Annotated in this window: 22 protein-coding genes; 17 read left to right on the forward strand and 5 right to left on the reverse strand. The window is 70.0% G+C overall.

The features are described 5' to 3' along the window. Positions 1-20: 20 nt before the first annotated feature. Genes ACLJPY_RS10645 through ACLJPY_RS10655 form a run of 3 tightly spaced genes read right to left on the reverse strand, consistent with a single transcriptional unit; the run spans position 21 to position 2,705 of the window. Positions 21-1,286 (reverse strand): mannosyltransferase family protein, encoded by a 1,266-nt coding sequence (locus tag ACLJPY_RS10645; protein WP_410587857.1) that lies wholly within the window; start codon positions 1,284-1,286, stop codon positions 21-23. Further along, positions 1,279-1,710 carry a GtrA family protein gene (locus tag ACLJPY_RS10650; protein WP_410587858.1) on the reverse strand — a complete coding sequence of 144 codons (432 nt, stop codon included), beginning with the start codon at positions 1,708-1,710 and terminating at the stop codon, positions 1,279-1,281. Before ACLJPY_RS10650 ends, ACLJPY_RS10645 begins: the two co-directional genes overlap by 8 nt. Next, positions 1,707-2,705, reverse strand: coding sequence for a glycosyltransferase family 2 protein (locus tag ACLJPY_RS10655; RefSeq protein ID WP_410587859.1), 999 nt, complete (start codon positions 2,703-2,705; stop codon positions 1,707-1,709). The genes ACLJPY_RS10650 and ACLJPY_RS10655 overlap by 4 nt, the downstream gene beginning before the upstream one ends. Before the next feature lie 245 nt (positions 2,706-2,950). Between ACLJPY_RS10655 and prmC the strand changes: the two genes are divergently transcribed. Then, entirely contained in the window at positions 2,951-3,817 is an 867-nt protein-coding gene (gene prmC / locus ACLJPY_RS10660) for a peptide chain release factor N(5)-glutamine methyltransferase (RefSeq protein WP_091317424.1), read from the forward strand. 198 nt (positions 3,818-4,015) lie between these two features. After that, positions 4,016-4,267 (forward strand): hypothetical protein, encoded by a 252-nt coding sequence (locus tag ACLJPY_RS10665; RefSeq protein ID WP_410587860.1) that lies wholly within the window; start codon positions 4,016-4,018, stop codon positions 4,265-4,267. A gap of 188 nt (positions 4,268-4,455) precedes the next feature. Here the strand turns inward: ACLJPY_RS10665 and ACLJPY_RS10670 are convergent, their stop codons facing one another. Next, entirely contained in the window at positions 4,456-6,429 is a 1,974-nt protein-coding gene (locus ACLJPY_RS10670; RefSeq protein WP_410587861.1) for a M6 family metalloprotease domain-containing protein, read from the reverse strand. A 752-nt stretch (positions 6,430-7,181) separates the two neighbouring features. Between ACLJPY_RS10670 and ACLJPY_RS10675 the strand changes: the two genes are divergently transcribed. The 14 genes from ACLJPY_RS10675 (at position 7,182) to aroA (ending at position 19,249) form a co-directional block, all read left to right on the forward strand. Then, positions 7,182-7,832 carry an L-threonylcarbamoyladenylate synthase gene (locus tag ACLJPY_RS10675; RefSeq protein WP_410587862.1) on the forward strand — a complete coding sequence of 217 codons (651 nt, stop codon included), beginning with the start codon at positions 7,182-7,184 and terminating at the stop codon, positions 7,830-7,832. A gap of 74 nt (positions 7,833-7,906) precedes the next feature. Beyond that, positions 7,907-9,064: a glycosyltransferase family 4 protein gene (locus tag ACLJPY_RS10680; protein ID WP_410587863.1), complete on the forward strand. Its 1,158-nt coding sequence runs from the start codon at positions 7,907-7,909 to the stop codon at positions 9,062-9,064. A gap of 48 nt (positions 9,065-9,112) precedes the next feature. Further along, the gene (locus tag ACLJPY_RS10685; protein WP_410587864.1) at positions 9,113-9,556 is read left to right on the forward strand and encodes a hypothetical protein; all 444 of its coding nucleotides are present in this window, start codon (positions 9,113-9,115) and stop codon (positions 9,554-9,556) included. Between the two features lie 520 nt (positions 9,557-10,076). Continuing rightward, the gene (gene atpB, locus ACLJPY_RS10690; protein ID WP_310967037.1) at positions 10,077-10,862 is read left to right on the forward strand and encodes a F0F1 ATP synthase subunit A; all 786 of its coding nucleotides are present in this window, start codon (positions 10,077-10,079) and stop codon (positions 10,860-10,862) included. A 55-nt stretch (positions 10,863-10,917) separates the two neighbouring features. Further along, a complete protein-coding gene (locus tag ACLJPY_RS10695) occupies positions 10,918-11,178 on the forward strand; it encodes an ATP F0F1 synthase subunit C (RefSeq protein ID WP_410587865.1) in 261 nt (86 codons plus the stop codon). Between the two features lie 29 nt (positions 11,179-11,207). After that, complete coding sequence (locus tag ACLJPY_RS10700; RefSeq protein WP_410587866.1) at positions 11,208-11,768, forward strand: F0F1 ATP synthase subunit B; 561 nt, start codon at positions 11,208-11,210, stop codon at positions 11,766-11,768. 6 nt (positions 11,769-11,774) lie between these two features. Beyond that, the gene (locus tag ACLJPY_RS10705; protein WP_410587867.1) at positions 11,775-12,599 is read left to right on the forward strand and encodes a F0F1 ATP synthase subunit delta; all 825 of its coding nucleotides are present in this window, start codon (positions 11,775-11,777) and stop codon (positions 12,597-12,599) included. Positions 12,600-12,656: 57 nt separating this feature from the next. Next, entirely contained in the window at positions 12,657-14,294 is a 1,638-nt protein-coding gene (atpA, locus tag ACLJPY_RS10710; protein ID WP_410587868.1) for a F0F1 ATP synthase subunit alpha, read from the forward strand. Positions 14,295-14,305: 11 nt separating this feature from the next. Further along, the gene (locus tag ACLJPY_RS10715) at positions 14,306-15,244 is read left to right on the forward strand and encodes a F0F1 ATP synthase subunit gamma (protein WP_410587869.1); all 939 of its coding nucleotides are present in this window, start codon (positions 14,306-14,308) and stop codon (positions 15,242-15,244) included. Further along, a complete protein-coding gene (gene atpD / locus ACLJPY_RS10720; RefSeq protein WP_103344263.1) occupies positions 15,244-16,671 on the forward strand; it encodes a F0F1 ATP synthase subunit beta in 1,428 nt (475 codons plus the stop codon). The genes ACLJPY_RS10715 and atpD overlap by 1 nt, the downstream gene beginning before the upstream one ends. A gap of 114 nt (positions 16,672-16,785) precedes the next feature. Then, positions 16,786-17,151, forward strand: a complete 366-nt coding sequence (locus ACLJPY_RS10725) for a F0F1 ATP synthase subunit epsilon (RefSeq protein ID WP_003102658.1) — start codon at positions 16,786-16,788, stop codon at positions 17,149-17,151. A gap of 25 nt (positions 17,152-17,176) precedes the next feature. Next, positions 17,177-17,611: a DUF2550 domain-containing protein gene (locus ACLJPY_RS10730; RefSeq protein ID WP_410567853.1), complete on the forward strand. Its 435-nt coding sequence runs from the start codon at positions 17,177-17,179 to the stop codon at positions 17,609-17,611. A gap of 69 nt (positions 17,612-17,680) precedes the next feature. After that, positions 17,681-18,001 (forward strand): putative quinol monooxygenase, encoded by a 321-nt coding sequence (locus ACLJPY_RS10735; RefSeq protein ID WP_410587870.1) that lies wholly within the window; start codon positions 17,681-17,683, stop codon positions 17,999-18,001. Positions 18,002-18,010: 9 nt separating this feature from the next. Continuing rightward, entirely contained in the window at positions 18,011-19,249 is a 1,239-nt protein-coding gene (aroA, locus tag ACLJPY_RS10740) for a 3-phosphoshikimate 1-carboxyvinyltransferase (protein WP_410587871.1), read from the forward strand. On the opposite strand, the gene ACLJPY_RS10745 is transcribed toward aroA, so the two are convergent. Then, entirely contained in the window at positions 19,246-19,821 is a 576-nt protein-coding gene (locus ACLJPY_RS10745) for a cob(I)yrinic acid a,c-diamide adenosyltransferase (RefSeq protein WP_410587872.1), read from the reverse strand. The genes aroA and ACLJPY_RS10745 overlap by 4 nt on opposite strands. Positions 19,822-19,882: 61 nt before the next feature. Between ACLJPY_RS10745 and murA the strand changes: the two genes are divergently transcribed. After that, the gene (gene murA, locus ACLJPY_RS10750; protein WP_410587873.1) at positions 19,883-21,157 is read left to right on the forward strand and encodes a UDP-N-acetylglucosamine 1-carboxyvinyltransferase; all 1,275 of its coding nucleotides are present in this window, start codon (positions 19,883-19,885) and stop codon (positions 21,155-21,157) included. Position 21,158 lies beyond the last annotated feature (1 nt).

Genomic DNA, 21,158 nt, shown 5'->3' on the forward strand with positions numbered 1-21,158 from the left:
CTCTCCCCTTGGCCGTGCTCTCAGCCGGACCAGAAGCCCGTGATGAAGCGCAGGTAGATCATCCCGCAGACCAGCGCGTTCGCGTACAGCACCACGTGCACGGCGCCGCGCAGCTGCGGGCGGCGCTCGCCGAACAACACCAGGGCCACGTACATCACCAGGCACGGCAGCAGGTAGCGGTGCACCGACACCACGTTGCTGTTCATCGTCAGCATCACGATCGACGCGAACCCGAACAGCGCCAGCGGCACGCCCTTCGCGCGCAACGCCACCAGGACGTACACCGACGACACGAACAGCAGCGTCAGGCCGATCATCGGCAGCACGTGGCTCATCAGCGTCCACGCGTCCATGCGGGTGTCACCGAGCAGGGCGTGGCCGGTGATCTTGGCTTCGTTCCACAGCGTCTCGAAGATGTTCGGGTTGAACTTGTGGTACGACCACTCCCGCACGCCCTTGAGCGCGTTGAAGCTCGCGAACGCGTCCCCGGTCTGGACCTTCATGTAGACCATCACCGCGGCGAGGCCGGCGAACGCCGCCGGGAACCACAGCAGGTTCCACGACAGCAGGCCGCGCAGCTTCCAGTCCTTCGACCGCCAGAACTCCAGGAAGCACAGGCCGACGAACACCGCCGCCGTGATGCGGGAGGCCGTCAGGGGGACGAGCGTCAGCCCCATCCAGAGCCACTGGCGGCGCAGCGCGAACAGGTAGGCCCAGAAGCCCAGCGCGCAGAACACCGCTTCGCTGTAGAACGAGTGCAGGAAGAACGCGGCGGGCGCGGTCAGGAAGGCGGCGACGACCAGCCACGGGGCGCGCTCGCCGTCGAAGAAGTGCCGGGCGATCTTCAGCAGCGCGACCGCGGCCAGCCAGGTGGCCACCAGGTTGACCAGGAAACCGGCGACGAGCAGGCCGAGCGTGCCGAAGCTGATCGTCTGCACCAGCCAGACCAGGATCGGGAACACCGGGTAGAACGCCCGCGTCGGCGCGTAGTCGCCCACGTAGGCGTGCACGGCGATCTGGCCGTAGTTGCCGGCGTCCCAGCGGTAGGTGTGCGCCAGGAGGCTCATCGTCGAGCCGATGCCGGTCTTCGGGATGCCCTCGTCGACCGGGCTGGACGGCGCGAACAGGTACGCCACCGCGATCAGCACCACGTTCCAGGCCACCACGACCGCGAAGACGCGGGCGTAGTCGCCGTTCAGCCAGGCCCAGCGGCTCGCGCGGGCCGCCTCCGGGCGCTCCGGCTCGACCTGGTCGGCGGCCCGGGACGGGACGGCCGTGCTAGTCATGCGTGACCTCCGCGACCGGCGCCGGCACCTTCGGGGGCCGCGGCCGGAAGACGACCTTGTTGTAGAGCACGTAGTTCCAGACCAGGCCGACGGCGATCCCGGCGAACTTCGGGATCAGCACGTGCACCCCGGGGAACGCGCTGGTGACCGCGAAGATGATCGCCGCCTGCACGACCCACAGCCCGAACGCGGTGACGGCGAAGAACAGCAGCGCCTGGCGGCGGACGTCGCCGTCCTTGGCGCGGAAGGTGAAGTTCCGGTTCAGCGTGAAGCTGAGCAGCATGCCCGTGGACGTCGAGATGAAGTTCGCCACGAACAGCGGGACGCCCAGCGTCACCAGCAGCGCGTAACCGAGGGCGTCGACCAGCGTGTTCGCCACGCCGACCAGCCCGAAGCGCAGCTGGGTCGCCGAGATCAGCTTCACCGGGTGCCTCGTCCCGCTTCGGCGCCTTCGCGGGCCTCGGTGGGCACCCCGGTGCGCACCGAGGCGACGCCGTAGAGCGGCCGGTTCTGCACCTGGGAGTACGTGCGGCCGATGTAGCTGCCGAGCACGCCGAGCATGATGATCTGGATCCCGCCGAGGAAGAACATCGCGATCCCGAGGAACGCCCAGCCGGGCACCGCGGTCTCGGGGGCGAACAGCTTGACGCCGCCGACGTACAGGATCCCGACGAAGCTGAGGAACGAGATCAGGTACCCCATGCGCGTGATCATCCGCAGCGGCGTCACCGAGAAGCCGAGGATGCCGTCGGCGGCGAAGCGCAGCATCTTGCGCAGCGGGTAGCCCGTGACGCCGGCGTGCCGCTTGTCGCGGTCGAACAGCACGGCCGTCTGCTTGAAGCCGATGTAGCTGACCAGCCCGCGCAGGAAGCGGTCGCGCTCGCGGTACTTGCGCAGCTCGTCGACCACCTTGCGGTCGATCAGCCGGAAGTCGCCGGTGTTCTTCGGGATGTCGACCGCGGCCATCTTCCGCAGGAACCAGTAGAACCCGCCGGCGGTCAGCTTCTTGAACGCCGAGTCCTGCCGCGAGCGCCGCTGCGCGTAGACGACGTCGAAGCCTTCTTCCCACTTGTCGATCAGCTCGAGCGCGACCCGCGGCGGGTCCTGCATGTCGCTGTCCATGATGACGACCGCGTCCGCGTCGACCAGGTCGAGCCCGGCGGTGACCGCCATCTGGTGGCCGAAGTTGCGGGAGAGCTCGACCACCGTGACCCGCTCGTCGCGGGCGCTGAGCTCGGTGAGCTTGGCCAGCGAGCCGTCCCGGCTGCCGTCGTCGACGTAGAGGAAGCTGAAGTCGTACTTCCCGGCCAGGGGAGCCGTCACCTCGTCCACGGTCCGGTGCAGCAGGTCGATGTTCTCTTCCTCGTTGTAGATCGGGAAGATGAACGCCACCCGGCGGGTGATCGGCTCTGTGGGCACTGCGGGGCTCCCCGGAGTTTCGGTGCGGATCGGTTCGGGCGGCGCCGTCGAGCAGGCGAATCCCCGACCCGGTGACCTGCATCCTAGAAGATCGGGCCGATCGCGGTCCCGGCACCCGGCCGGGCGGGTAGTTGTCGCCCGCGGGCCGGGGGCGCCTCGATACGCTGGACGGCGTGGGACCGGCGCGTGTCCTCACGGGGCAGTTCCGCCTGGTGTGCCAGGCTTGACGAGGTGAAGGACGACGAGTGAACCGGCAGCCGCTGCGCCTGGCCATCATCGAGGCCACCCGCATCCTCGAGCGCGCGGGCGTCGCCTCGCCGCGGTTCGACGCCGAGGTGATCGCCGCGCACGTGCTCGGGGTCGAACGCGGCAGGCTGCCGATGGTGCCGCTGGTCGACCCGCCGGTCATCGAGGCCATCGGCCAGCTCGTCCAGCAGCGCGCCAAGCGCATCCCGCTGCAGTACCTGACCGGCTGGGCCGCGCTCGGTGACATCACGGTCGCGGTCGGTGCCGGCGTGTTCGTCCCGCGCCCGGAGACCGAGCTGCTGCTCGAATGGGGCGTCAAGTTCCTGCAGGGCCGCGAGTTTCCGGTGGTGGTGGACCTGTGCACGGGCTCCGGCGCGCTGGCGCTGGCGGTGGCCAACGCCCGCCCGGACGCGGTCGTCTACGCGGTGGACATCGACCCGCAGGCGCTGGCCTGGGCCCGCCACAACGCCGACGTGCACGCCGACGCGGGCAACACCCCGATCCGGCTGTATTCGGGCGACATCGGCGACCCGACGATGTTCGCCGAGCTCGACGGCCTGGTCGACCTGGTCCTGTGCAACCCGCCGTACGTCCCGGAGGGCACCCCGGTGCCCCCGGAGGTGGCCGAGCACGACCCGCCGCGCGCGGTGTTCGCCGAGGAGAGCGGCCTGGCGGTGATCCGCCACGCGATCGCGGCGGGGGCGCGGTTGCTGCGTCCGGGCGGCGGCCTGGCGATCGAGCACGACGACACGCACGGTTCGGCGGTCCCGGCCCTGGTCAGGGCCCGCCGGGTGCTGACGGGTGTCGAGGACCACGCGGACCTGACCGGCAGGGCCCGGTTCGTCACCGCCCGCCGGCTCGGCTGAGCGTCTCTGCTGCTCTTTCGTCGAGTCCGGTGCGTTCCGGGGTGCGGCGACTTCACCATCGACCCGCTGCCGGCCGAGGCGAAAATGATTTCCGGACAGCGAGGGGCGCGGTGGATCATCGCGGCGCTGAGGGAGACGGTCGAGCAGGCCGAAGCCGCGCCCGACGCGGACTGAGCGGCCACGGGGATGAGGGGAAACGTGTCGGGAGACTTCATCGTCGATCCGCCGGGGAAGGCCGGTCTGGACTTCCTCGACTGGATGCCGAGCCGCGGATTGCTGCGCCGGGTCCTCGAGTTCGTCGCCGACGAGGTCGAGGACCCCGCGCTGGCCGCCGACCTGCGGGAGTTCGTCGCCGGGGGCTACGCGTTCTTCTCGCTGGCCAGCTACTCGAAGGCGCAGGCGGCCGAGACCATGAGGGTGATCCGGGAGTCGCTGCCGGGCGCGGCCTAGGAGTGGTTCCCGGACAGTGAGAGCGCGCGGGAGGTCGTCGCGGAGCTGGTGGAGATGGTCGAGGAGGCCGAAGCCGCGCCCGACGCGGACTGAACAGCCCCCGTTTCCACGCTACCGGGGGGCACCGACAGTTCGCGGTGCTCCGGTGGGGCTGTGGACGAGTTGTCCACAGCCCCACCGGGCGGCCGTCAGAAGCCGAACGCCGTGCAGCTCGCGGTCGCCGTCTTCGACGGGTCGCTCACCGATGTCGCCGTCAGCTTCACCCTTGCCGCCAGGTCGCCGCCCTGGCCGCGCTTCGCGTACGCCGGGACCTTCGCGTACCCGCCGAACTTCGCCGTCGCCAGCTCGTTCGGGAGGCGGACCTCCCAGCCGCGGGCGTCCGTCGACACGCTCAGCCGGTACGTGTCCGTGTCGTACGGGGCCTTCGCGCCGCGGGCCGCGCCCGTGTTCAGCAGGCCGAATTCGCAGGTCGCGAGGCCGCCGCGGGCGAACGCGGGGAGAGCAGGCGTCAGCGCCGCCCCGCGGGCTTGGCCGCCCGAGCCGTCCAGCGAGGCCACCGTCACCGTGTACGACAGGATCCCGCGGCGGTCGCGGGCCACGTCGGTGATCAGGAACCGCAGGCGGTTGGCCGCGTCGGTGTACTCGTACGGGCTCGCCGCTTGGGTGCCCGCCTTGAACAGGGCGTCGTTGAGCTGGCGGTAGTCACCGACGGTGATCTTCACCGGCGTCCCGTCCGGCTTCGTGTAGTCGGTGATGCCGATGTCGGCCGGGTTGGCGTCGATCACCCAGTCGAACGGGGCGTCGTCCTTGTTCTTCGTCTTCGTGATCAGCACGCCCGAGTCCGGCGCGAACGAGTCCGAGCCCATCCGGTCGACGACCTCGACGGTGTAGTTGTCGTAGCCGCCGCCGTCGCAGAACGGGTCCTTCGACCGGTCGCACTTCGGCGCCTTGTCCCCGCCGGTGAGCTTGATGTTCAGGCCGGTGAACGCGCCGGGCTGGGCCTCGGTCTCGCGCGCGGTCAGCCGCGCCGATACCGGACCCGTCGAAGCGAGCTGGTCGCGGTCGAGCTGCAGGACGGCGGCGGGGTCGACGATGCCGAGCTTCAGCTTGTTGCGGAGCTGGTGCTGGGCGCCCATCGAGCTGCCCTGCGTCGCCGGGATCTGCCACCGGGTGTGCGGGCCGCCGGGCCCGTTGAACGTCCCGCGCGACAGCATGTCCCACGGCCCGCTGTAGGAGCGCGACGGCGGGGTCCCGAACGGGTTGTTGTAGTTGTCGCCGATGCCCAGGATGTGGCTGAACTCGTGGGCGTAGGTGGACTGGCCGGAGCTCTCGGCCTGCACCGAGCTGCCGTCCTGGGCGTTGGGCCAGATGCTGGCGGCCGACGCCCACGACGTCCACGGCACGTACCGCGTCGCCGCGTAGTTGGGCAGGTCGTGGTTCGGCGGGCCGAAACTGTCGGGCACGTTCTCCTTCGTCCCGAACTTCATCTCGCCGAACTCCTGCCAGGTCGAGCTCTCGTCCTGGCCGGCGGAGAGGTAGAAGACGAAGTCGAACTGCTTCGCGGCGTCGCCGACGTCGGCGCGCCAGGCGTCACCGGCGTCCTTGCGCAGGTCGCGGCTGCAGTCCGCGCCGGGCGGGCAGGCGCTCGGCTGGAACTCCATGCCGTACTCGTAGGACTTCCCGGGCATCCGGTAGGGCCCGAAGGCGGTCAGCTGCACGCCGAACCGGCCGCCGGAGTCCTCCATCCAGTACTCGTTGATCGTGTGGCCGTTGTTGAGGGCCTCGGGTTTGTTGAGGAAGTCCTGGTAGTACCGCGCGACGTTCGCCCGCGGGATGTCCGCGGCGGTGGGCGCGGGGTTGCCGAACACGGTCGAGCGCGCCGGTTTGGTGACGACGAAGTCCTCGTCGGGGTAGTCGGCGAGGACGACGGCGCCCTTGAAGGTGCGCTGGGTCGGCTTGAGGGCCGGATCGGCCCAGTTCGTGCCGGGGACCTTGCGGTAGTCGGACCAGGTCATGTGGTCCTGGTTCTCCCAGTGCGCGGCGTCGATCGGGCCGGGCCAGCCACGGGTGAGCGGCTCGGCGTCGGCGGCACCGGCACCGACCCCGGAGAGAACGGCAACGGCGGCGAGCAGGGCGAGCGCTTTCGGGGTTCTGCGGCGCATCTGCGGCTCCTTCACTGGGAACCCACGGGGGTGGTGGTTCCCGAAGATCGACCGTATTGAGCCGCGGTGTCGCGGTTCGTCCTCGCGGCGAGGTTTACCCGCTTGCCCCACGACGAAAGTCGGGCGGCTTGCGGCGCCTCGGACGGCGGGCGGGACGGGGTGTGAACAACTCCGGCCGGGAGCGCCGGTGCCGCCCGGAACTGTCGGTGGTCGCCGGTAACGTGGAAGACGGGGGGCGCCCCCGCGGCGGCCGGATTGGGGAGCCGCCGCCCGCGCTGGATCGCGGCCGTTCTGCGGGTGAGGCCCGAGCGGGCGCCCGCGCCGGACCGCGACGCGGGCGGGCCCGCCGCCGGGGCTCTGCTGCGGTACCCGGCCCGGTTGCTCGCTGCCAGGAGCGGTGTGGACAACTCCAGCCGTACGCGCCCGCGGCGCCGGGAATTGTCGGTGGTGGCCGGTAGCGTAGAAGACGGGGGGCGCCCCCGCGGCGGCCGGACCGGCAAGCCGCCCACCGCACCAACGCGGCCCCACCGGCAAGCTCCACACCCGCCCGCCACCCACACACTGCTCCCCACCACCCGCACGGTGTGACGCGGCAAGCTCCACACCCGCCGCCACCCACACACTGCTCCCCACCACCCGCGCGGTGTGACGCGGCGGGCCGCCCCGGCCGCCACCCACACGCTGCTCCCCACCACCCGCGCGGTGTGACGCGGCGAACCTCCCCCGCCGCCCCCGGACTACCCTTGGCCCCCATGAGCGTGGTCTACGACTGCAGCAAGCGGGAGACCCGGGCCGACGGGCTCGCCGCCGCGGCCGGGGCGGTCCGGTCCAGCCGGCTGGTCGTCCTGCCGACCGACACCGTCTACGGGATCGGTGCCGACGCCTTCGACGCCGGTGCCGTGCAGGCGCTGCTGCGGGCCAAGAACCGCGGCCCGGACATGCCCGTCGGCGTGCTCGTCGGCTCGTGGTCCACTGTGGACGGCCTCGTGCTCGGCGTGCCGCCGCAGGCCCGTGCGCTCATCGAAGCCTTCTGGCCGGGGGACCTCTCCATCGTGCTGCCGCACGCGCCGAGCCTGCAGTGGAACCTCGGCGCCGCCCGGGGGACCGTCATGCTCCGGATGCCGCTGCACCCCGTCGCCCTCGAACTGCTGCGGGACGTCGGGCCGATGGCCGTCTCCAGTGCGAACGTCTCCGGGCGGCCGCCGGCCAGCACCGCGCAGGAGGCGCAGGAACAGCTCGGCGACTCGGTCGCGGTCTACCTCGACGGCGGCTCGAGCGGCGCGCCCGTCGCGTCGAGCATCGTGGACCTCACCGGCTCCGAACCGGTCGTGCTGCGCGAGGGCGCCGTGGGCAAGGAGGCCATCGCGGAGGTGCTCGGTGTGCCCGCGGAATCCTTGGCCTGAAGCCGGATCACCGCGAAAACCGCGACACGATAGCGTGTCGCGGGTGACCCCGACCCCGCGAGCGTGACGTCCCCGTGCCGCCCACATCCGGTCTGCTCCCCATCCGGGAATACATCCTCGTCGCGCTGACCGCGACGGCCGTGACCTACCTGCTCACCGGCGTGGTGCGGCGGGTTGCGATCCGCGTCGGCGCGATCGCCAACCCGCGCGCCCGTGACGTGCACGTCGCCCCGATCCCGCGGATGGGCGGGATCGGCATCTACCTCGGCGTCGCCGCTGCGATGGGCCTGGCCCACCAGCTGCCCGCGCTGTCGCACGGCTTCGACGCCTCCTTCGACTCGGTCGGCGTGCTGCTCGCCGCCGGTGTCATCTCGCTCATCGGCGCGCTCGACGACCGGTTCGAGCTGGACGCCTGGACGAAACTGGCCGGCCAGGTCATGTGCGCCGGGATCCTCGTCATCTTCGGCGTGCAGTGGGTGTCGTTCTGGGTGCCGTGGGGCGGCACCGGCGGCTCGTTCGGCTCGGTGCTGGTGCTCGACAAGAACCAGGGCGCGCTGCTCACCGTCGTGATGGTCGTGGTGATGGTCAACGCGATGAACTTCGTCGACGGCCTCGACGGGCTCGCCGGCGGCCTCGGCTTCATCGCGGCCGCCGCCACCTGCGCGTTCTCGCTCGGCCTGCTCGACAGCTCCGGCGGTGACGTCGGCACGTACCCGCCCGCGCTGATCGCGGCCACCCTGGCCGGCGCCTGTCTGGGTTTCCTGCCGTACAACTTCCAGCCCGCGAAGATCTTCATGGGCGACTCCGGCTCGATGATGATCGGCCTGATGCTCGCGGGCGCGACGACGTCGGCCTCCGGGCGCGTGCCGTACACGCAGTTCAGCGCCAAGGACGCGATCGCGCTGCTCTCGCCGCTGGTGGTCGTGGCGGCCGTGCTGTTCGTGCCGATGCTGGACCTGATCATGGCGGTGATCCGCCGCACCCGCCGCGGGGAAAGCCCGTTCGCCGCCGACAAGATGCACCTGCACCACCGGCTGCTGGAGATCGGCCACTCGCAGCGCCGCGCGGTCATGCTGATCTACCTGTGGGCCGGCATCCTCGCCTTCGGCGCGGTGTCGGTGACGCTGTTCGACGACGCCGCGGCGCTGTGGATCATCGGGATCGGCCTGGTCGTCGCGGCGGTGGTTTCGATCGTCCCGCGGCTGCGCTCGCGCAACCAGCCGGGCACCTGACCCGCGGGGGTCTCTACACTCGGGTGTCAACCGAGCAGGGAGCCAGGTGTGAGCGAAGCCGAAACGCACGAGCAGGAGAACCCGCACGCCGAGGTGGTGCTGCGGGCGGCCCGCGCGATGACGAAGGCCTCGCTGCTGGTGACCCCACCCGCGGTGGTCGTCTGCATCGCCTTGTTCAGCATCCTCAACGGCCTGCCCGGCTTCCTGGGCTCGCTCGTCGGCGGGGTGCTCGCGATGCTGGCTTCGCTGTCCACTTTGGGCATGATGAAGTTCAGCGCGGGCCAGGACCCGATGTTCGTCATGGTCATCGCCCTCGGCGGGTACGTCGTGAAGGTCGTGCTGCTCTTCGGCGCGCTGACGCTGCTGAAGGGCGTCACCGCGCTGCACCCGATGTCGCTCGGCATCACGATGATCGTGGCCATCCTGCTCGCCGCCGCGGCCGAGTTCGCCGCCTTCCGCAAGACCAAGATCCCGACGATCATCCCGTCCTGACGCGGTCGGTTCCACTACTCTTCGTGCACCCACCTGCGGCCGCTTGAGTGTGACCGGGACCACAAAAGTGCGCTTCCGTGCGCCGCTGCGCACAGTGACCGGGACCCGCCGCCTGCGGTGATCCGGAGCCGGTCCCGGCCCGCACCGGACCTGGGTCCCGGGACCACCCGGGACCTAAGTCCTGGGCTGATCGGTTGGTTAGGAGTACGCCTGTCCGGCAGTGATTGACCTGCTGGTATGGTCCGCGTCAAGGGTGGCGGCCTCGGCCGCGCGCTTCCCGAGACGAACCGCGATCAGCAGTGTGGCGACCGTGTAGTTCCGCCGTCCGGCCGCTGGTCCGAAGTAGACCGCAGGGCAGTGTTCACGCGAGACAACCCCGTGTGCAGAACGTGAAGGCGTGTTCTGTGAACTGTGGGGTAGCCGCCTCCGACGTCCCGATACGTATCGGGTACGTTAAGTCCAGATCGTGACGATTCCCCCGGCGGAGTGAACGCCGGCCGGGAGAACCGGAAGGAGCCCAGTGGGCGCGCTGGTATTGGCCGAGGGTGCGACGTTCGCGCCGCCCGGCGCCGAAAGCTTCGAGTTGCCGGCGTTGTTCGGCGGAGTCACCAAGCCGATGCTGCTCGTCGTGCTTTCGGTCGTCATCATCGCGACGTACTTCCTGCTGGCGACCCGCAAGCTGCAGGTCGTGCCGGGCAAGGGGCAGTTCGTCGCGGAGTCGATCTACGACTTCAGCCGCAACAACATCGCGCGTGAACAGATCGGTTCGAAGGACTTTAAGCCGTTCGTGCCGCTCGTTTTCGCGCTGTTCACCTTCGTGCTGGTGAACAACCTCTACGGGATCATCCCGCTCCTGCAGTTCCCGACCATGGCGCGGTTCGGCTTCCCGGTCGCCCTGTCGGTCCTCGTCGTCTACCCCGTGTACCACTTCGTCGGGTTCAAGCGGCACGGTTTCAAGGGGTACTTCAAGAAGGAACTCGCGCCGCCGGGCGTGCCGGGCCCGGTGCTGCCGCTCTTCGCGCTGATCGAGTTCGCGGAGAAGTTCTTCCTCAACCCGCTCACGCTCGCCATCCGTGTTTTCGCCGCCATGTTCGCGGGTCACCTGATCCTGGCGGTGTTCACCCTCGGCGGCACCTTCCTGCTGACCGAGACCTCGGGCTGGGCGCTGAAGCCGGTTTCCCTGGTGGCGTGGATCTTCGCCATCGGGATGACGTTCCTCGAGGCCTTCATCCAGGTGCTGCAGGCCTACATCTTCGCCCTGCTGTCGGCCGGGTACATCGGCGCCGCGCTGGCGTCGGAGCACTGAGAACACAAGCCCCCGATCCACGCGAGCGCGTGGACCGAAGTGAAGGGAAATGCACGTGAGCAACATCGTTCTGGCCCAGGCCGCCGCGGAGCAGGCTGTCAACCTCAACCCCGGCCTCGCCGCCATCGGTTACGGCCTGGGCGCGATCGGCCCGGGCATCGGTGTGGGTCTGATCTTCGCCGCCGTCATCAACGGCACCGCCCGTCAGCCGGAGGCGCAGGGCAAGCTGCAGGGCATCGGCTTCTCGACCTTCGTGCTGACCGAGGTGCTCGCCCTGATCGGCATCGTCATCTACTTCATCGCCTCCGCAGGCTGAGTTCCGCTCATCTCGCTTAAGGAGACGCCGTGCTGAACAGTGCTTTGGTCCTCGCCGCAGAGGGTAAGGCGCACAACCCGATCATTCCGGACATCTCGGAACTGATCCTCGGCATCGTCGCCTTCTTGATCCTGCTGTTCATCCTCAAGAAGTACGTCGTCCCTCGCTTCGAGGCCGCGTACGAAGAGCGTGCGCAGAAGATCGAGGGAGGCATCGAGAAGGCCGAGCGGGCCCAGGCCGAGGCCGAAGAGGCGCTGGCCAAGTACAAGGCCCAGCTGGCCGAGGCCCGGACCGAAGCCGCGAAGATCCGCGACGACGCCCGGCTCGAAGCCGAGCAGATCAAGGCGGAGCTGCGGGCGGAGGCGGAAGCCGAGTCCCAGCGCATCGTCGCCCAGGGCCAGGCCCAGCTGCAGGCCCAGAAGGCGCAGATCATCGCGGAGCTGCGGGCCGACATGGGCCGCAACGCCGTCGAGCTGGCCAGCCGCATCGTCGGCGAGTCGCTCGAAGACGAGGCGCGCCGCCGCGGCACCGTCGACCGGTTCCTGGCGGAGCTGGAGACCGCCGGTGCCTCCAACGGAGCGGGGAAGTAGCCAGAGATGACGCTGCATGCTGCGAGCCGTGAAGCGCTCGGCCTCGCCGAGGAACGCCTCGGCGAGGTTCTGGCCGACGCGGGAGCCGATGCCGCCACGGTCGGCGACGAGCTGCTCTCGGTCGTCGACCTGCTGGACCGGGAGATCGGCCTGCGCCGGGCGGTGAGCGACGCCTCGGCGACGCCGGAGGCGCGCACCTCGCTGGTGCGCCGGCTGTTCGACGGCAAGCTCTCCGAACCGGCCTTGAAGGTGCTCGACACCGTGGCGGGCAGCCGCTGGTCCAGCCCCCGTGAGCTGACCGACGGGCTCGAGTCGCTCGGGCGCTCGGCCCTGCTCACCTCGGCGGAGAAGACCGGGAACGTCGACACCGTCGAATCCCAGCTCTTCCAGGTCGCGCGGGTGGTGGCCAACCACCCCGAGCTCGAGGCCGCGCTGTCGGACCTGACCGGTCCCGCCGACGCCAAGCGCACGCTCGTGCGCGGGCTGTTCGCCGACAAGGTGGACGTGGTCACCGAGACCCTCGTCGAGCAGGTTGTGCGCCGGGCCAAGGGCCGCGGCGTCGGCGTCGGGCTCGACAAGCTGGTCAAGCTGGCCGCGGAGCGGCGTGAGCGTTCGGTCGCCTACGTGACCAGCGCGAGCGCCCTGTCCGACGAGCAGATCGCTCAGCTGAGCGCGAAGCTCGACGCCGTCTACGGGCGGCCGATCGCGCTGCACGTCGAGGTCGACCCCCGGCTCGGCGGCGGGCTCGTCGTCCGCGTCGGCGACGAGGTCATCGACGGGAGCGCGGCGGGCCAGCTCGCGGCGTTGCGCAGGCGGCTGGCCCGGGCCTAGCGCCGGGTCACACAAGACTTTGCATACTGGCAAGAACGAAGCGAGAGCGGGAAAGACATGGCCGAGCTGACGATCTCCTCGGATGAGATCCGTAGCGCGATCGAGAACTACGTCTCGAGTTACGCCCCGGACGTGAGCCGGGAAGAAGTTGGCACCGTGGTGGACGCCGGCGACGGCATCGCCCACGTCGAGGGCCTGCCCTCGGCCATGGCCAACGAGCTGCTCGAGTTCCCCGGCGGCGTCCTGGGCGTCGCACTGAACCTGGACGCGCGCTCCATCGGTGCCGCGATCCTCGGTGACTTCGAAAGCATCGAAGAGGGCCAGCAGGTCAAGCGCACCGGCCAGGTCCTGTCGGTGCCGGTCGGCGACGGCTACCTCGGCCGCGTCGTCAACCCGCTGGGCCAGGCGATCGACGGCCTCGGCGACATCGAGACCACCACCCGCCGCGCCCTGGAGCTGAAGGCCGCCTCGGTGGTCGAGCGCCAGCCGGTGTCGGAGCCGCTGCAGACCGGCATCACCGCCATCGACGCGATGACCCCGATCGGCCGCGGCCAGCGCCAGCTGATCATCGGTGACCGCAAGACGGGCAAGACCGCCGTCGCCGTGGACACGATCATCAACCAGAAGGCCAACTGGGAGACCGGCGACCCGAAGAAGCAGGTCCGCTGCATCTACGTCGCGGTCGGCCAGAAGGGCTCCACGATCGCCGCCGTGAAGAAGTCCCTCGAGGACGCCGGCGCGCTGGAGTACACCACCATCGTCGCGGCCCCCGCGTCGGACTCCGCCGGCTTCAAGTGGATCGCGCCGTACACCGGCTCGGCCATCGGCCAGCACTGGATGTACGAGGGCAAGCACGTCCTCATCGTGTTCGACGACCTGACCAAGCAGGCCGACGCCTACCGCGCGATCTCGCTGCTGCTGCGCCGCCCGCCGGGCCGCGAGGCGTTCCCCGGCGACGTCTTCTACTTGCACTCCCGCCTGCTGGAGCGCTGCGCGAAGCTGTCGGACGAGCTGGGTGCCGGCTCGCTGACCGGGCTGCCGATCATCGAGACGAAGGCCAACGACGTGTCGGCCTACATCCCGACGAACGTCATCTCGATCACCGACGGCCAGTGCTTCTTCCAGTCCGACCTGTTCAACGCCGGCCAGCGCCCGGCCATCGACGTGGGCATCTCGGTGTCCCGCGTGGGTGGTGCCGCGCAGGTCAAGGCGATGAAGTCGGTCTCCGGCTCGCTCCGGATCGACCTGTCGCAGTACCGCGAGCTGGAGGCCTTCGCGGCCTTCGCCTCGGACCTCGACGACGCGTCGAAGGCGCAGCTCGAGCGCGGTGCCCGGCTGTACGAGGTGCTCAAGCAGCCGCAGTACTCGCCGATCCCGGTCGAGGAGCAGGTCTGCACGGTGTGGCTGGGCACGAACGGCCACTACGACTCGGTCCCGACCGAGGACGTCCGCCGCTTCAACCAGGAGTTCCTCGACTCGACGCGCCGCAAGCACGACGAGATCCTGAGCGCGATCCGCGACTCCGGGAAGTTCGAGGACGAGACGGCCGACAAGCTGGTCGCCGCGGTGAACGAGTTCAAGAAGGAGTTCACCACCTCCGAGGGCAAGCCGCTCCAGGACAACGCGGACGCCATGGAATCCGACAAGGTCGGGCAGGAGACCGTCAAGGTCAACAAGCCCGCGCCGAAGAAGTGAGCTGGTAGCTCATGGCCGCACAACTCCGGGAACTCCGGTCGCGCATCAAGGCGACCAAGTCGATCGGCAAGATCACCAAGGCGATGGAGCTCATCGCCACCGCGCGCATCACCAAGGCGCGGGCACGGGTCGCCGCTTCCCGGCCGTACGCGGACGAGATCACCAAGGTGCTCTCGGCGCTGGCCGGCGCGGCCACCACGCTCGACCACCCCATGCTGGTCGAGCGCCCGAACCCGAAGCGGGCCGCCGTCCTGGTCGTGACCAGCGACAAGGGCCAGTGCGGTGGGTACAACTCCAACGTGCTGCGCGCGACCGAAGAGCTGCTCGCCCTCCTGCGTTCGGAGGGCAAGGAGCCCGAGGTCTACGTCACCGGCAACAAGGGGCTGAACTACTACCGGTTCCGGGGCCGCGAGGTCGTGGACGGCTGGACGGGCTTCTCCGACCAGCCGGGCTACGCCAACGCGGTCGCGGCCGGCGACGCCCTGGTCGAGTCGTTCATGCGGGGCGTCGACGACGACCACGGCAACGCCGACGGCGTCGCGGGTGTCGACGAGATCCACATCGTCTACACCGAGTTCGTGTCGATGCTGACCCAGCGGCCGACCGCCAAGCGCGTCGCGCCGCTCGAGGTCGAGTACTCGGAAGGCGAAGAGGAGAAGCCCGCCGGGCTGCTCCCCAGCTACGAGTTCGAGCCCAGTGCCGACAAGCTGCTGGACGCGCTCCTGCCGAAGTACATCAACACGCGGCTCTACGCGGCGCTGCTCGAGTCGGCGGCGTCCGAACTGGCCGCCCGCCGGACGGCGATGAAGGCCGCGTCGGACAACGCGAACGAGCTGGTGGGCAACCTGACGCGGGAGATGAACCAGGCCCGCCAGGCGCAGATCACCCAGGAGATCTCCGAAATCGTCGGTGGCGCGAACGCGCTCACCGCAGCAGGAAGTGATGATTGATGACCAGTACTGAAGCCCCGCGCGCCAAGGGGCGCATCGTCTCGGTGACCGGGCCGGTCGTCGACGTCGAGTTCCCGCGCGGTTCCGTGCCCGAGCAGTTCAACGCCCTCAAGGTCGAGATCGAGTTCGAACAGCTGCGCAAGACGGTGACCCTCGAGGTCGCCAGCCACCTGGGCGACAACCTCGTCCGCACCATCTCGCTCCAGCCGCAGGACGGCCTGGTCCGGGGCGCCGAGGTCACCGACACCGGCGGCCCGATCACGGTCCCGGTCGGCGACAAGGTCAAGGGCCACGTCTACAACGCCCTCGGCGAGTGCCTCGACGAGCCCGGCTACGGCGACGACCTCGAGCGCTGGGGCATCCACCGCAACGCGCCGTCCTTCGACCAGCTCGAGGGCAAGACCGAGATGCTGGAGACCGGCCTCAAGGTCGTCGACCTGCTCACCCCGTACGTCCAGGGTGGCAAGATCGGCCTGTTCGGCGGCGCCGGCGTCGGCAAGACGGTGCTCATCAAGGAGATGATCACCCGCGTCGCCCGGAACTTCGGTGGTACCTCGGTGTTCGCCGGCGTCGGCGAGCGCACCCGTGAGGGCAACGACCTCTTCCTGGAGATGTCCGAGGACGGCGTCATCAACGACACCGCCCTCATCTTCGGCCAGATGGACGAGCCGCCGGGCACCCGCATGCGCGTCGCGCTGTCCGCGCTGACCATGGCGGAGTACTTCCGCGACGTCCAGAACCAGGACGTGCTGCTGTTCATCGACAACATCTTCCGGTTCACCCAGGCCGGCTCGGAGGTGTCGACCCTGCTGGGCCGCATGCCGTCCGCCGTGGGTTACCAGCCGACGCTGGCCGACGAGATGGGGCAGCTGCAGGAGCGGATCACCTCGACCCGGGGTCGCTCGATCACCTCGATGCAGGCGATCTACGTCCCCGCGGACGACTACACCGACCCGGCCCCGGCCGCGACGTTCGCCCACCTGGACGCCACCACCGAGCTCTCCCGGTCGGTGTTCCAGAAGGGCATCTTCCCGGCGGTGGACCCGCTGGCGTCGACGTCGACGATCCTCGACCCGGCCATCGTCGGTGAGGACCACTACCGCGTGGCTTCCGAGGTCATCCGGATCCTGCAGAAGTACAAGGAGCTGCAGGACATCATCGCGATCCTCGGGATGGACGAGCTCTCGGAAGAGGACAAGCTGACCGTTCAGCGCGCGCGCCGCATCGAGCGGTTCCTGTCGCAGAACATGCTGGTCGCCGAGGCGTTCACGCAGATCCCGGGCTCGACGGTGCCGCTGTCGGAGACCATCGAGTCGTTCGACCGCATCACCAAGGGTGACTTCGACCACTACCCGGAGCAGGCGTTCCTGGGCATCGGTGGCCTCGAGGACCTCGAGAAGAAGTACAAGGAAATCACCAAGAAGTGATCTCCCGGGTGCGGCGGGGGCAGTGTCCTATGTGGACTCAGGCCCCCGCCGTTCTCGTAGTCTGAGTCAGACCTATTACACTCGGTGGCAACACCCCGAGTTAAGGAGTGCTACGTGGCTGAGATGTCCGTGGAGCTGGTGGCCGTCGAGCGCCGTCTCTGGTCGGGTACTGCCACTTTCGTGGTGGCCCAGACGACCGAGGGTGAGATCGGCATCATGGCCGGTCACGAACCCGTGCTCGGGCAGCTCGTCGAGGGCGGCGTGGTCAAGGTGACGACCACCGACGGTGAGACCGTCTGCGCGGCCGTGCACGGCGGGTTCCTCTCCGTGACCGGCACCGGGGTGAGCATCCTCGCCGAGAGCGCCGAGCTCTCCGACGAGATCGACGTCGAGGCGGCCAAGGCGGCCTTGACCGGGGACGACGAGACCGAGCGGGCGAGGGCTTCGGCCCAGCTCCGCGCTGCGGGTCAGTCGGCCTGAGCGCGAGACGGGCAGGAGCCGGGCCGTGAAGATCACCGTGGTCGTAGCAGGGCTCCTGATCGTGCTCGCGGTGCTGGCCGCCTGGTACGGCCAGCGGTGGATCCGGATGCGCCGCGGCGGCGGCGTGAGCGTCGCGCTGCGGTGGCGTCCGGACAACCCGCGGTCCAGCTGGCACCTGGGGCTGGGCCGCTACGAGGGCGACGAGTTCGTCTGGTACCGCGTGTGGAGCCTGCGGACCGGCGCCGACCGCGTCTTCCAGCGCGAAAGCATGCAGATCGCCGACCGCCGGGACCCCTCCGGCACCGAGGCCTACGCCGTTCCCGAGGGCTCGACCGTGCTGCGCTGCGAGTCGGAGACCCAGGAGGCGATCGAGATCGCCATGGGCCCGGGCGCGCTGACGGGGTTCCTCTCGTGGCTCGAGTCCGCCCCGCCCGGACACCGCCTCCCGCGCGCGTCCTGAACCGCGCCTCTTGACCGCTGTCTCATTCCGAGACGGTCGTCCGCGCCTCGCGGGCTTACCGTGGAGGCCATGATTCTCATCGTGGTCAAGTGGCCGGTGAAGCCCGAATACGCGGACTCCTGGCTGGACATCGTCGGGGACTTCACGCGCAGCACCCGGGCCGAGGCGGGCAACAAGTTCTTCGAGTGGTCACGCAGCGTCGACGACAAGAACACGTATGTGCTGGTCGAGGGCTTCGAAGGCCAGGACGCGGCCGTCGCGCACGTCGGCTCCGAGCACTTCAAGACGGCGGTCGCGACGCTGGGTGCGTACATCTCGGACAACCCGCGGATCATCAACGTCCAGGACGCCTCGGACTGGGGCCCGATGGCCGAGATCGCCCCGCACTAAACTCGCCGTGTGACCCTCGTCGAGATCCCCGGCTCCAAGTCCGTCACCGCCCGTGGCCTGTTCCTGGCCGCCGCCGCGCACGGCACCACGACCCTCGGCCGTCCGCTGCACTCGGACGACACCGAGGGCTTCGCCGAGGGCCTGGCCGAGCTCGGTTACCGGGTCGACCGGCAGGCGGACGCCTGGACCATCGAGGGTCGCCCGGCGGGTCCGGGCGTCGCCGAAGCCGACGTCTTCTGCCGCGACGGCGCCACCACGGCCCGGTTCCTGCCCGCGCTGGCCGCGGCCGGCACCGGGACGTTCCGCTTCGACGCGTCCGGCCAGATGCGCCGCCGCCCGCTCGGGCCGCTGACCGACGCCCTGCAGGAGCTGGGGGTCGACCTCGAGTTCCGCGGCGAGCCGGGTCACCACCCGCTGACGGTCCGCGCGAACGGCATCAAGGGCGGCGACCTGACCCTCGACGCCGGGTTGTCGTCGCAGTTCCTGACGGCGTTGCTGCTGGTCGGCCCGCTGACCGCGGAAGGCCTGCGGATCACGGTGACCGACCTCGTCTCGGTGCCGTACGTCGAGATCACGCTGGAGATGATGCGCCGCTTCGGTGTCGACGTCCGCCGCGAAGGACAGACCTTCGTGGTCCCGGCCCAGCCGTACCGCGCGTGCGAGTACCCGGTGGAGCCGGACGCGTCGACGGCGAGCTACTTCCTGGCCGCGGCGGCGGTCACCGGCCGCACGGTGACCATCCCGGGCCTCGGTTCGGACGCGCTGCAGGGTGACGTGAAGTTCGCCGACGTGCTGCGGGAGATGGGCACGCACGTGGAGCTGACGCCGGACTCGGTGACGGTCGCGGGGCCGTCGGACGGCCTGCGCGGCATCACGGTGAACATGCGCGACATCTCGGACACGGTCCCGACCCTGGCGGCGATCGCGCCCTTCGCTTCGGGCCCGGTCCGCATCGAGGACGTCTACAACACGCGCATCAAGGAGTGCGACCGGCTCGAGGCGTGCGAGGAGAACCTGCGCGCGATGGGCATCGAGGTCGAGACGGGCCGGGACTGGATCGAAATCCAGCCGGGACAGCCGACGGGCACCCTGGTGGCCTGCCGCCGCGACCACCGGATCGCGATGGCGTTCAGCATCACCGGCCTGCTGGTCGACGGCGTGACGCTGGACGACCCGGACTGCGTGAAGAAGACGTTCCCCGGCTTCCACCGGGCGCTGGGCGCCCTGCGGGAGAGCTGGGGGATCTAGGCGGGCTGCCCGCCCGGCTGCCAGAGCACGTCACCCTCGGGGTTCGCCAGCCGGGCGAGGATGAACAGCAGGTCCGAGAGCCGGTTCAGGTACTTGATCGCCACCGGGTTCGTCGTCTCCGGCTCGGCCTCGTGCAGCGCCCACGCGCTCCGCTCGGCCCGGCGGGACACCGTGCGGGCCTGGTGCAGGAACGCCGCCCCCGGCGTGCCGCCCGGCAGGATGAACGACGTCAGCTTCGGCAGGCGCTCGTTGAACTCGTCGCACCAGCCTTCGAGCCGTTCGACGTACTTCTCCGTGATCCGCAGCGGCGGGTACGGCGGGTCGTCGGAGATCGGCAGGCAGAGGTCCGCGCCGACGTCGAAGAGATCGTTCTGCACCGTGCGCAGCACGTCCGTCACCTCGGCCGGCAGCCCGCCGACCGCGATCGCCAGGCCGAGCACGGAGTTCGTCTCGTCGGTGTCCGCGTACGCGCCCAGCCGCGGGGACGTCTTGGGCACGCGGGACCCGTCGCCGAGCGCGGTCGTGCCGTTGTCGCCGACCTTCGTGTAGACGCGGTTGATGCGAACGACCATGGACCCACCATAGCGGCCCCCGCCCGGGCCGAATCCGGGCGAGCGGGCATGATTGGCGGCCATGAGCGAGCACTTCGACGTGCATGGCGGAGCCCGGCTGGTCGGCGAGGTCGACGTGGTCGGCGCCAAGAACAGCGTGCTGAAGCTGATGGCCGCCGCCCTCCTCGCGGAGGGCACCACGACCATCACGAACTGCCCGCAGATCCTCGACGTCCCGCTGATGGGCGACGTGCTGCGGAGCGTCGGCTGCGAGGTCGCCATTGTGGGCGACACGGCCACCATCACGACGCCGGCCGAGCTGTCGCACCGCGCGGACTCGGCGGCGATGGGCAAGCTGCGTGCGTCCGTCTGCGTGCTGGGCCCGCTGGTCGGCCGGCTGAAGCAGGCCGTCGTGGCCTTGCCGGGCGGCGACGCGATCGGCTCGCGCCCGCTGGACATGCACCAGAACGGCCTGCGCAAGCTGGGTGCGACGAGCACGATCGAGCACGGCTGCGTCGTCGCGAAGGCCGAGACGCTGGTCGGCGCGCAGATCTGGCTGGACTTCCCGAGCGTCGGCGCGACCGAGAACATCCTGATGGCGGCCGTGCTGGCCGAGGGCACCACGGTCATCGACAACTGCGCGCGCGAGCCGGAGATCGTCGACATCTGCACGATGCTCACCGAGATGGGCGCGAAGATCGAAGGCGCCGGGACCTCGACGCTGACCGTGCACGGCGTGGAGCAGCTGCACCCGACCACCCACAGCGTGATCGGCGACCGGATCGTCGGCGCCACCTGGGCGTTCGCCGCCTCGATGACCCGCGGCGACATCACCGTGCGCGGGGTCAACCCGCACCACCTCGACCTGGTGCTGAACAAGCTGCAGCTGGCCGGCGCGGACGTCGAAACGTTCGGGGACAAGGGTTTCCGCGTGGTCCAGCCGGAGCGCCCGAAGGCGGTCGACTGGGTCACGCTGCCGTACCCCGGCTTCGCGACCGACCTGCAGCCGTTCGCGGTGGCGCTCTCGGCGGTGTCGGAAGGCACGTCGATGATCACGGAGAACGTCTACGAGGCGCGCTTCCGGTTCATCGAGGAGATGGTCCGGTTGTCGGGCGACGCCCGCACGGACGGCCACCACGCGGTGGTCCGCGGGGTCGAGAAGCTCTCGAGCGCGCCGGTCTGGGCGTCGGACATCCGCGCGGGCGCGGGGCTGGTGCTCGCGGGTCTGTGCGCGGACGGCGTCACCGAGGTCTGGGACGTCTTCCACATCGACCGCGGCTACCCGCACTTCGTCGAGAACCTGAACCGCCTGGGCGCGAACATCGAGCGCGTCACGGGGAACCCGGACCGGGCTTGAG

Origin of the sequence: Amycolatopsis sp. lyj-23, assembly GCF_046549135.1 — a bacterium.
Lineage (GTDB): Bacteria > Actinomycetota > Actinomycetes > Mycobacteriales > Pseudonocardiaceae > Amycolatopsis.

Bases quoted from the DNA above. Each gene is read 5' to 3' on its own strand.
- ACLJPY_RS10645 (WP_410587857.1), bottom strand. From the start codon at position 1,286: ATGACTAGCACGGCCGTCCCGTCCCGGGCCGCCGACCAGGTCGAGCCG.
- ACLJPY_RS10670 (WP_410587861.1), bottom strand. From the start codon at position 6,429: ATGCGCCGCAGAACCCCGAAAGCGCTCGCCCTGCTCGCCGCCGTTGCC.
- ACLJPY_RS10675 (WP_410587862.1), top strand. From the start codon at position 7,182: ATGAGCGTGGTCTACGACTGCAGCAAGCGGGAGACCCGGGCCGACGGG.
- ACLJPY_RS10705 (WP_410587867.1), top strand. From the start codon at position 11,775: ATGACGCTGCATGCTGCGAGCCGTGAAGCGCTCGGCCTCGCCGAGGAA.
- atpA (WP_410587868.1), top strand. From the start codon at position 12,657: ATGGCCGAGCTGACGATCTCCTCGGATGAGATCCGTAGCGCGATCGAG.
- ACLJPY_RS10715 (WP_410587869.1), top strand. From the start codon at position 14,306: ATGGCCGCACAACTCCGGGAACTCCGGTCGCGCATCAAGGCGACCAAG.
- atpD (WP_103344263.1), top strand. From the start codon at position 15,244: ATGACCAGTACTGAAGCCCCGCGCGCCAAGGGGCGCATCGTCTCGGTG.
- ACLJPY_RS10735 (WP_410587870.1), top strand. From the start codon at position 17,681: ATGATTCTCATCGTGGTCAAGTGGCCGGTGAAGCCCGAATACGCGGAC.
- ACLJPY_RS10745 (WP_410587872.1), bottom strand. From the start codon at position 19,821: ATGGTCGTTCGCATCAACCGCGTCTACACGAAGGTCGGCGACAACGGC.
- murA (WP_410587873.1), top strand. From the start codon at position 19,883: ATGAGCGAGCACTTCGACGTGCATGGCGGAGCCCGGCTGGTCGGCGAG.